This is a genomic window from Desulfosporosinus lacus DSM 15449 (genome assembly GCF_900129935.1).
Lineage (GTDB): Bacteria > Bacillota > Desulfitobacteriia > Desulfitobacteriales > Desulfitobacteriaceae > Desulfosporosinus > Desulfosporosinus lacus.
Map to the genome: position 1 here is coordinate 376,038 of NZ_FQXJ01000005.1, position 10,103 is coordinate 386,140.

Here is a 10,103-nt window from a genome sequence, read left to right on the forward strand (position 1 = left end):
TCCTTTCTATCCTATTAACTCATATCAAATGCCGTGAAACTCATAGCGATATCCTCTAAACGAATCACATCTTCCTCATGATGGCGGATTTCAATGATAAAATCAAAATCTACTTTCAAACGTCCATCCCGAATAAATATATCCGGATGCTCGATAATCTTAAGAGTTGGCATTTTTAAGGTCTTCTCAATCAAGGACCAATGGGCATCATTTCCTCGCGTAGTGCTAGTAATACCATCAATTAGAAAGATACTATTCACAGACTCATCAAGTAATAACTCAGTACGTAACGCTTGACGAATTATAGTCGAGGACAATAATATCCAACGTTTATTGGCATAGACACAGGCTGCAATTGCTGCTTCCGTTTTACCTATACGTGGCATGCCCCTTATTCCAATAACATGATTTCCGCCTTCCAATAAAGTATCTCCCAAAAAGTCAACCAGCACACCTAATTCTTCGCGAACAAAACGGTAAGTCGGTGGATTTATCTCTGCCATGTCCAAACGCTTGCCATGTCGCAACGCTATTCGATCCAGCAACGTTGGTTGCCGAAAAGCGGTCAATTTTATAGCATCTACTGCATTTAACGCTTCATGTAAGGCTTTTACTTTTTCCTCTGAATGAGTCTCCAAAAGAAGCCCTCGCCTCTTCTGTTCAATCCCTGCAACTGTAAGTATATTAAGACCCAGCATTCCAATCAGTGTTGTCACAGCGCCAAGCAAACCCGGTTTATTTTGCTGAATATCGTACTCCAAGTATAGGAGATTTTCTGCATTGTTGGGCCACCTTCTCATCAAGATAGCACTCCAACTCCCTTAACGCCTTCTCAGGCTTTTCATAATTAATATAAAACGCATACTTTGAACTTGGTTCATTGGGATAAGCATAAAGTTTATCGTAGTACTCCACAAGTAATAGCTCTGTAAATTTTTCCAGGTTGTTGGCTTCTAAGAAAGTCCGTAATTCATGAACCTTGGCATGGCCCAAGGTTTTTATCAGCCTCTCCAAGGCTGTGCCTATCTCCTCAAGAGCATTAGGTACAGAAGTATATTCTTTGATCAGACGTTGAACACGATTTCCTAATGAATCATAATGAAGAATCTGGATACCCTCTTGCATTGCTGTATAGAGACAAGCGGGCAAGGTAACTCTTCCGATCCGCTTACTCTCGCACTCTACAATAATATAAGGAAATTCACTTAATGTTGCAAGTTCCTCATACAATAAACCTTCAAATTTTTTTTGGGAAGGCGGATTTCCTAAGCCCATGGCACCAAAAACAGATCCTCGATTATTAGCGAGTTTCTCCAGGTCAATAGCGGGGTACCCCTTAGCTCGCAAATGTCCCAACAGTTCAGTTTTCCCAACCCCAGTATTTCCACGAAGTACTACCACCTGAAATGGAAGTTTCTCTTGAAAAAACTCAACTACTTGATTGCGATATGCTTTATACCCGCCTTGTAAACGATAAATAGGAATACCCATTAACTCTGCTACCGTCGCCAGAGACTTGCTTCGCATACCGCCTCTCCAACAAAAGAGAACCAGTGGGCCTTTTTTTGCAAGTTCTCCCACTTTGTTAACTAAATCAGGGAGTTTCGGACTAATTATACTTAAACCAAGCTCCCGAGCTAAACTCTGGGAAGTCTGAGTGTATGTTGTACCTATTTCAGCACGTTCTTGGTTGTTAAAGAGAGGAAGATTCAAAGCACCTGGAATCGTGGCTTCCTCAAATTCCCCCTCAGAACGCACATCGATAAGAATCGGTTTATCTAAATTTTTTAGTTCTTCAACATTGATCTCCCTAATCATCATTAATTCCTTCCAGTTCGGCAATATAATCTTATCTTATCATAAATCCTTCGGAAGAATTATGCAACTAGTGTGCAACTTCATCCACGCATTGACCATATTTAAGCTCAAACTGCCCTCTTGTCATTAGCACCTCTCGAGGTTTAGAGCCTTCGTATCCTCCAACAACTCCCTTACCCTCTAGAAAATCCATCAAGCGGGCTGCCCGCGTATACCCGATGCGTAAGCGGCGTTGTAAAAGAGAAACAGATGCTGATCCGCTTTCTACGAAAAGCTGTGCAGCCTGGTAAAAGAGTTCATCTTCCATCTCTTCCTTCTTTATATCTCCAATATCAAGGTTAGGTATTTCTTGGTACTCAGGTTTAGCCTGATTTTGCAGGAACGAAACCACGTTCTCTACTTCTTTATCACCTAAATAACATCCCTGAACACGAAGCGGCTTACTCATACCCATGGGATAATAAAGCATGTCCCCACGGCCTAAAAGTTTCTCGGCACCATTCATATCTAAAATAGTCCTTGAATCTGTCTGGGATGAAACCGCAAAAGCGATACGAGAAGGAATATTGGCTTTTATTAGACCTGTGATTACATCGACCGAAGGGCGTTGAGTGGCTACGATTAGGTGAATTCCCGCAGCACGGGCCATTTGAGCTAAGCGACAAATCGCATCCTCGACTTCCCCCGGCGCTACCATCATCAAATCGGCCAATTCATCAATAATCACAACAACATATGGTAATGGTGGATGCTCCTCGTTCTTATCCTGGGTGCGCAGAAAATTGTAACGGACAATGTCTCTCACTCCGGCAGCTGCAAATAATTCATAGCGAGTCTCCATTTCTGTTACAATCCACTTCAAGGCGCCTGCTGCCTTTCTTGGATCTGTCACAACGGGTGCTATCAAATGTGGAATCCCATTATAGTTCGCCAATTCAACCATTTTAGGATCCACTAACAAAAACTTCACTTCATCGGGACGGGCATTAAACAAGATACTATGAATCAGCGTGTTAATACATACAGATTTTCCAGAGCCCGTTGCTCCCGCAATGAGAAGGTGGGGCATTTTGGTCAAGTCTGCTATAACTGGAGTCCCCGTAATATCTTTGCCCAAACACAAGGCCAACTTACTCGTCGCTCCTTGATATTCGGGTGTTTCTAAAACTTCACGGAAATGAACCATGGAGATTTCTTTGTTAGGCACCTCGATGCCAACCACAGATTTCCCGGGAATAGGAGCCTCAATACGTACATCAGCGGAGGCCAAACTCAAAGCGATATCATCGGCTAAATTTGTTATTTTACTCACTTTTACCCCTGGAGCAGGTTGGGCCTCATAACGCGTAATAGCGGGCCCTTGAGTGACTTGAGTTACTTTTATTTTCACTCCAAAACTGCCTAATGTTTCTTCAAGGATTTTTACATTATCGGCTAAGTCCTTATTAAGTCTGGGGTTTTTGATTTTTAAGGATTTATTTAACAACATGACTTGAGGAAGCTGGAAATTCCCATCTTCTCGAGTCTGACGAGAAACAGGCGTACTTGTTACTTTTCCAGGAGGCATAATTGTATTTTCGTTCGATTTACTGGTCATCTTTTCAAACCCTAACTGTCCTTTGGGAGGTACTTGAGGTGCTTGAGTCTCATCAGAAAGCTCATTATGATCTTCCAGGGTTTTGATAACTAGCGGTCGTTCAACTACATCCGGGTCAAGAGCTCGAGAGTTACCTTTAGCTGAAGCACTCTTTTTCGTTTGCATTTTTGCCTCTGCTTTTAAATCAGCCTGGGTTCCAACTCCCTTGTCCAGTGATTCTTCAGCGTCAGAATTCTTGAGTACATCGATAAAATCGCCCATTTGGTGTTTCATCCATTGTCCGGATTCCTTTCCGACTTGTCCTACTTCTTGAACCCCTTGAACTAATGAGCGATTAGTAATCAGCAGGGCTCCCATAAAGGCAGCCATAGTTAGAACAACATAGCTTCCGGGAATACCTATGGTTGTTTTTAAGAGTATGGCAATTCCTGCTCCAATAAGTCCACCGCCATGCCCCACCATACCTTCATCAATCATTTCTGCTGTAGAAAAAGTCTCTATCCCAGCAAGCTGCAGGTGGAGAATTCCAACAAAAACAAGCCAGAGAAGAATTACTCCCGCTGCTTTAAATCCTAAACGAGGGGTTTGTTTATTCATAAACGCAAGACCCCAGGCACCAACCAAAATAGGAATACTGACGCGGCCACTCCCTGCTAGCACAGTTAGAATATGTTTGATTTGCCCACCGATCACACCACTTTTATCCGTAAAGATCGTGACCAAACCCAAGCATGCCATCCCAACAATAAAAACCCCAATTACTTCATTGCGTATCGTGTCTTTTAAGGTGCTTACTTGCATATTCACGCGTTTATTAACGGTGCGGCGTTTTTTTGCCCTCGCCACAGAACCAATCCTCCAAACATAATATAATTTCGATCATTCACTCAATAAGAATTTTCTTTGTTAAGAGTTCTCTTATTAATTACTCTCACTCTATTTAATTCCACACGGGAGGGAATATTCCTGTTTTGTTCCCAAATACATTAAAGAAAACTTAGCTTGCGCCAAGCTTTTTCGCCTTATCCATGACTCAGAGAAAGCGTTCGAGATTATTACCTGCCACATAAAAAAGCAGCTTTCGCTGCTTTCAAGGGTAATTTAACTTCACTCTTCAGATTTCGAAGGTATTAAACTATTTAGTTCTTTGAAAGCTTCCTTAACTCCTCCAACTGCTTGAATTAATCCAGCGTCAACCGCTTCTTGCCCAATCAGGATAGTTCCAATATCTTGAGCTAATTCTCCCGCAGTGAACATTAACTTTTCTAATTTTTCAGAGGTGATTTGTGAATGGGAATAAATGAATTGATTAATTCGTTCTTGCATTTTTCGCAAATAATCAAACTGTTGATGTCCATTAATTACCAAACCAGTATAACGAATCGGGTGAACAGTCATAGTCCCTGTAGGTGCTATGAAGCTTTTGGTACAACTAACCGCAATAGGAATTCCAATACTGTGCCCACCGCCAAGAACCAATGACACAGAGGGCTTACTTAAACTGCTGAGCATTTCAGAGATCGCTAGACCTGCTTCCACATCGCCGCCAGCAGTGTTTAAAATGACAAGTATCCCCTCGATATTCGGGTTTTGCTCAACCGCCAACAATTGCGGAATGATATGTTCATATTTTGTCGTCTTAGACTGGGCAGGCAGAATTTGATGTCCCTCGATTTGCCCAATGATCGGTAAACAATAAATTCGTTCTGATACACCCGGAATTTGAATCTGACCTAACTCCTTTAAATTCGATAAAGGAGCATTTTTATCTTCTTCAGGTGAAGCCGTTTCATTAGAAAGCACCCATGAAACCCCCTTTTCTAAGTCAAGAACCCATCTAACCGTCCAATGCCTAATTATAATGGCAATAGCTAACTAATTTGAGAGGTTCCTCTTTATTATGGAGGTTTATTCCTGAAATCATACGTTTTGTGTTAAAGACCAAATAATACGACTGAAAAGGGACAGAAAATTAACACAAATAGAACTTCCTTATCTTGGAGGACCGATTTCCGGATCAGTAACTACATTGACACAGGCAGGCTTACCGGAAGCTAAAGCTCTGTCTATGGCGCTTCCAACATCTTCAGGGTTCGTCACAAATTCACCATAGCCCCCAAGCACCTGAACTACCTTCTCATAGTGTACTTCTTCCCCTTATGGTAACAGTTTATCATTTTAACTGTCTACCAAAAGGGGGAGAATATCATATTAACGAAGACTTTTATGTTCGATTGTCAGCAAATGCTGATAAACTTCCAGACCCTCGATTACTTCATCCAATGGCAGATTCCCCCCCTCTAAATCCATGAGTGTCTTACCTTTTAACCTATTGTAAAAGGCAAATCCTTCATTAATTATTATTTCATCTTTTTCGTTGGCCGTTATCATCTTGAAGAGTACATCTTCAGCCTTATCGTACTGACCAATAAATTCATAATACCGAAACAGCAACTGATTACTTTCTCTAGGTATCTTATATGGTTTTATGAGATCAATGATTTCATTGATTGTTTGATTACTGTTCTGTACAAGTAAACTTTGAGCTAAATTCAACTCAATAAATATATTTAAGCTTTTGAGGTATAAGGCAAAACTTCGAACTGAATCATCTTTAGAAACATCTGCTTTCAGCTTCAACATCTCAGCAAGTGCTAAACACTTTTCGGTATTAGTTTCTTTACCGCCGCTAATAATACTGATCAAATCTTTATGTGAAAGTTTGAGTAATGTCCCTTCACTCATTCCAGTTAAATCATAAAGTGCTTCATTAACCATCTGGTGACACTCTTCAATTTTAGACTTTGATTTGGACCCAAGAAGTGTTGCTATTGCCATTGTTAATTGCTCAATCATTTTCATAATATAATCCTTTTGATACATATATCCGCCTTAGCCATTAACCATCATTTACTATTGTTTTATCAAAAAACTTCACAAGTTCTTCACTGTAAGACTATAGGTCTACTATAGCCGTAATGTTCGGGTTAGCCTCAAACATACTCCCGATAGCTCCATTTATGGCGCTGGCTGTATCTATCTAAACCATTGGAAACCGGGTGTATTAAATAGTTCTTTATAGAAAAACCAAGTTGCCCAAAGGCCATTTTGGCGCTTCATCGCATAACTGTTCCAATTTAATCTAATTTTCTATATTTGTCCCCTATCTCTTTATATTTTTACATGTCGTGTGTTTTCCGTGCAGCTATGATAAGCAAAACAATTGCACCGAAGGCAAAAATCGCGTTGCCAACCAGATGAATGGTCTCACTTCGCCCGAGCAGTATTGTCAGGACGAACCCACCCCAGGCATAGGTCATCAGGGCACCGCCAGCCAACGCAAGGCGATGGGGTATGCCCCACCCCTGACATCTTGACCACCTAATGATAACGGCAGTCATCAGGGCAAGCAGCAAGAGTTTAAAAGCAACGCCCACCCAGTTTTCGGTTGCACCGAAGAAGAGACTGGATATGACAAATGACAGTGTTCCGACAATCCACGGATTGGGAGTCTGACGATCGATTTTCGGTTGGGGTTTTCTCCCAACTGCGAACGAGATGCCGATTAGAGCCACCGCCATAGTCGAAACAACAATCAGCTGCGGCGTCGACGCAAGGAACTGTTCCTCTCTCTGCAGGTCGCGGAAAACGAAAACAGACCCTGCGATATACATGACAGCGGTGACTAGTAATCCGACCTTTCCCAACCATGGAGTTGTTCTCCGTGCAGGAACGAGTGTCTCGATTATGGCGATTGGCGTACCGATGCTCCAAACCGCATGCCCGACAATGAATGCCAGAGCATTATAGGCACTAACACCCAGCGCCGGGATGTACGCAACATCCTGGAGGACATGATCTTCGAACGACGGGTTGAAGAGAGACTGGTCAATCAAGCCTGCTTCGAGCAAACCGTAGGCTATTCCAAGTAAAATCAAGGTAGGCCAACCACGTCCTGCACGGCGCGTTACCTCGCGAATGAGGAGCGCACCGCCTCCATACATTGGAGCGAGAAAGGGCAATGCCCAGATATCTTTAATTGAAATGTTACCGAGAAGGTATTCTCCAACCAGCGGGGCAAGAAAGAATAGCCCAACCGAGGGTGCAAGGCGACGCCAGAAATTATTGTAACGATTATTTTCCATTTTTACTAGTCTTCCTTCCATTGATTATTTCCATGACACTCTAAGTAAGATATTAATTATGAGGCCGCAGGCCTATTACTGTGATACTCGATAACCCACACTTTAACCACTTGATTAAATTACTGATTGACTAATCAATTTTAACATTATGTAATCAGCCATGTCAACATCTGTTCAATATTTTAGTGTGATTGAAATTTACATTGTATTCATAATCCATTTATATTCCAGTGGTTTGAGTTCTAATCTGCTTGTCTATTGAGACAATTCAATGCAGTACTACGGATCCAACACTAGTGTGGGATGGAATCTGGAACCCTATCCTTTGCCCATAGCTATTAAAGAGAAAAAACCACCTCATTTATGAGATAGTTTTCAAATAGATCTATAACTCTTTTAAATTAAACCTATGCACAGATTCTATAATCACTTATAATCAAATTAAATTTTATTTATTGGAGAATGAAGATGATAGTGAGTGCTAAACCTTTAAAAACTATACTTAAAGAAACAACTAATCCTCTCGAAGACTTTAGTCAGGTAAATGGAAATTACAATAATAACGTATATATAAAAGAAGTTATGCTTGTAAGATATATTGGCATTAATAATTCCATAGAGACGTACATTGAAAATATTCTTAACATTGACCGTTATTTTTCAACAAGAATGTCAACCTTCCCCTACTTGAGATTACATCATCGGCTTGAGATTTTATCAAATACTAATGACATTAAAAAACTGTCAAGTGTTTGGGATAATTGGGAAACTATAATTAACAATTCCTTTGATTCTCATTCACTTAATGACGCATTCCTATGCACTCCATTAGAAAATGATACTCTAGAATGGACAAAGAAACTCGCCTTTAGGGCAATTCTTTTACTGTATCTAGAAACACATCCCAATTCAAATCAAACTTTATTTAAAAACTTTGCTATTAAATTTATGAATTGGATAGAAATCTATTTACCGAAGCTTTTTTATCCCAAAATCACTACTGGTATATCCCCAAAAGTCCTTTTTATCGGAGATATTAAACATCAGGAACTACTATTTTTATATTTTTTATCTCGACTAGGATGTGATATATGTTATATGAATCCTAAAGAGGATATCGTTTATTTATACCCTGAAATAGAAAAGTACTCAACATTACATAAATGCAGCGCCCTTTATCCAGATAAATTTACGATACCTGATTTTATACCTGCACCGTACATAAAACATGCTTCCATCGCCTCAAGGGCGGAGACTGTTTCCCAAGCCACTATACCCAATACTGCACTACCTCTAAATCTGTCCAACACAAAAGAATATAGTTATGAAATGTTGGCGGGACTTTCAATCTCGGTTGTAATGATTAAAGTTTATGATAATCACAATGATAATAATATTTTGGGCTGTGGCTCTGGTGTTGTCATTCATAGCAACGGATATATTTTAACCAATCTGCATGTAGTAACCGGTGGAACTCACTTTTCAGTGATATTCGAAAATGATACCAATGAATATTTTACTAATGAGCTAATTAAATATCATCCGGGATATGACCTAGCTATTATTAGAGTAGATAGAAACTGTTCACCTCTCATTGTTAAAACTGATGGCGATTTGGTACGGGGCCAAAAAATTGTTGCCATTGGCAGCCCATTAGGGTTATTTAATTCTGTTTCCGACGGTATTGTTTCAGGTTTCAGAGATATTAATGAGATACCGATGATACAGTTCACTGCTCCGATTTCTAACGGCAGTTCTGGCGGAGCACTGCTAGACATGTTTGGCAGGCTAGTGGGACTAATTACTGCAGGCTTTGATAAAGGACAAAATATCAACCTTGCAGTACCTTTCCACATAATAAATCAATTTGCAGTTAATTTCATTGAAGTAAACTAACAACGAAAGGCACGAGAGCCTCCAGTGGAGGATTTCGCCGAAGCCGCGATCCCCAAAGAATACTAACCGGCGTAGGATGAGTATCGCCGAGCCACCCGCCCCAAAGGAACACTTCGTGGCGAAGGAAAGCTTTTCACCACGGCAACACATAACTCAGACTCCTGCAGTATGACAAAAGTCGGATGAGACTTTCGCCACATTGCGACTCGTGACACAAACTCCAGCGATGTGGATTCATCTTGAGGTCGATTTCGCGCTTAGATGCTTTCAGCGCTTATCCGCTCCGAATATAGCTACCCAGCTGTGCCTCTGGCGAGACAACTGGTACACCAGGGATTCGTCCATCCCGGTCCTCCGATTTATTTGACGCTTACCTCGTGGCAGCACCTATAACTTCAATCCCCGTACTTAAGAGCAAAAAGCCCTCCAGCTGTTATATCGATATCAAGCATTGTCGTAAACTCTCCTTCATCAAAAAGGATATCCCCTTGCCCTTCGATTTACCACCTTTCATAGGTGGCGTAGGGTTTAACCGTCTTCATATTCGTCGTAGGAACAGGCGGCCACTCTTTGAGCCTTTCGACCATATATTCAGCAAGCCGGCTCGCGTCTTTACTGCATTTTTCTTTTACCGCCAGATCTAGTCT

Annotated in this window: 8 protein-coding genes, 1 pseudogene and 1 other annotated feature; of the genes and pseudogenes, 1 reads left to right on the forward strand and 8 read right to left on the reverse strand. The window is 41.0% G+C overall.

All coding sequences use genetic code 11. The features are described from left to right. Positions 1–14: 14 nt before the first annotated feature. The 7 genes from BUB11_RS08825 to BUB11_RS08850 all read right to left on the reverse strand — a co-directional run bounded on the left by BUB11_RS08825 (position 15) and on the right by BUB11_RS08850 (position 7,560). Positions 15–800: a DUF3388 domain-containing protein gene (locus BUB11_RS08825; RefSeq protein ID WP_073029389.1), complete on the reverse strand. Its 786-nt coding sequence runs from the start codon at positions 798–800 to the stop codon at positions 15–17. Beyond that, entirely contained in the window at positions 736–1,818 is a 1,083-nt protein-coding gene (gene mnmH, locus BUB11_RS08830) for a tRNA 2-selenouridine(34) synthase MnmH (RefSeq protein ID WP_073029420.1), read from the reverse strand. The genes BUB11_RS08825 and mnmH overlap by 65 nt, the downstream gene beginning before the upstream one ends. Before the next feature lie 67 nt (positions 1,819–1,885). Further along, complete coding sequence (locus tag BUB11_RS08835; RefSeq protein ID WP_073029390.1) at positions 1,886–4,261, reverse strand: DNA translocase FtsK; 2,376 nt, start codon at positions 4,259–4,261, stop codon at positions 1,886–1,888. 261 nt (positions 4,262–4,522) lie between these two features. Continuing rightward, positions 4,523–5,218 carry a ClpP family protease gene (locus BUB11_RS08840; protein ID WP_143187584.1) on the reverse strand — a complete coding sequence of 232 codons (696 nt, stop codon included), beginning with the start codon at positions 5,216–5,218 and terminating at the stop codon, positions 4,523–4,525. A gap of 189 nt (positions 5,219–5,407) precedes the next feature. Further along, complete coding sequence (locus tag BUB11_RS28745) at positions 5,408–5,539, reverse strand: thiamine pyrophosphate-dependent enzyme (RefSeq protein WP_282433992.1); 132 nt, start codon at positions 5,537–5,539, stop codon at positions 5,408–5,410. A gap of 87 nt (positions 5,540–5,626) precedes the next feature. Further along, positions 5,627–6,298, reverse strand: coding sequence for a DUF6483 family protein (locus BUB11_RS08845; RefSeq protein WP_073029392.1), 672 nt, complete (start codon positions 6,296–6,298; stop codon positions 5,627–5,629). A 296-nt stretch (positions 6,299–6,594) separates the two neighbouring features. Further along, positions 6,595–7,560: a hypothetical protein gene (locus BUB11_RS08850; protein ID WP_073029393.1), complete on the reverse strand. Its 966-nt coding sequence runs from the start codon at positions 7,558–7,560 to the stop codon at positions 6,595–6,597. 468 nt (positions 7,561–8,028) lie between these two features. Between BUB11_RS08850 and BUB11_RS08855 the strand changes: the two genes are divergently transcribed. Further along, complete coding sequence (locus BUB11_RS08855; RefSeq protein ID WP_073029394.1) at positions 8,029–9,456, forward strand: trypsin-like peptidase domain-containing protein; 1,428 nt, start codon at positions 8,029–8,031, stop codon at positions 9,454–9,456. Between the two features lie 225 nt (positions 9,457–9,681). Beyond that, positions 9,682–9,844 (reverse strand) — a sequence feature (23S ribosomal RNA rRNA prediction is too short). Between the two features lie 112 nt (positions 9,845–9,956). Here BUB11_RS08855 and BUB11_RS29060 read toward each other — a convergent pair. Further along, positions 9,957–10,103 (reverse strand): annotated as a pseudogene (locus BUB11_RS29060) (DUF3102 domain-containing protein); the annotation flags it as partial.

Coding starts and splice junctions, on each gene's coding strand:
- BUB11_RS08855 (WP_073029394.1), top strand. CDS start 8,029: ATGATAGTGAGTGCTAAACCTTTAAAAACTATACTTAAAGAAACAACT.
- BUB11_RS08845 (WP_073029392.1), bottom strand. CDS start 6,298: ATGTATCAAAAGGATTATATTATGAAAATGATTGAGCAATTAACAATG.
- BUB11_RS08825 (WP_073029389.1), bottom strand. CDS start 800: ATGAGAAGGTGGCCCAACAATGCAGAAAATCTCCTATACTTGGAGTAC.
- BUB11_RS08850 (WP_073029393.1), bottom strand. CDS start 7,560: ATGGAAAATAATCGTTACAATAATTTCTGGCGTCGCCTTGCACCCTCG.
- mnmH (WP_073029420.1), bottom strand. CDS start 1,818: ATGATTAGGGAGATCAATGTTGAAGAACTAAAAAATTTAGATAAACCG.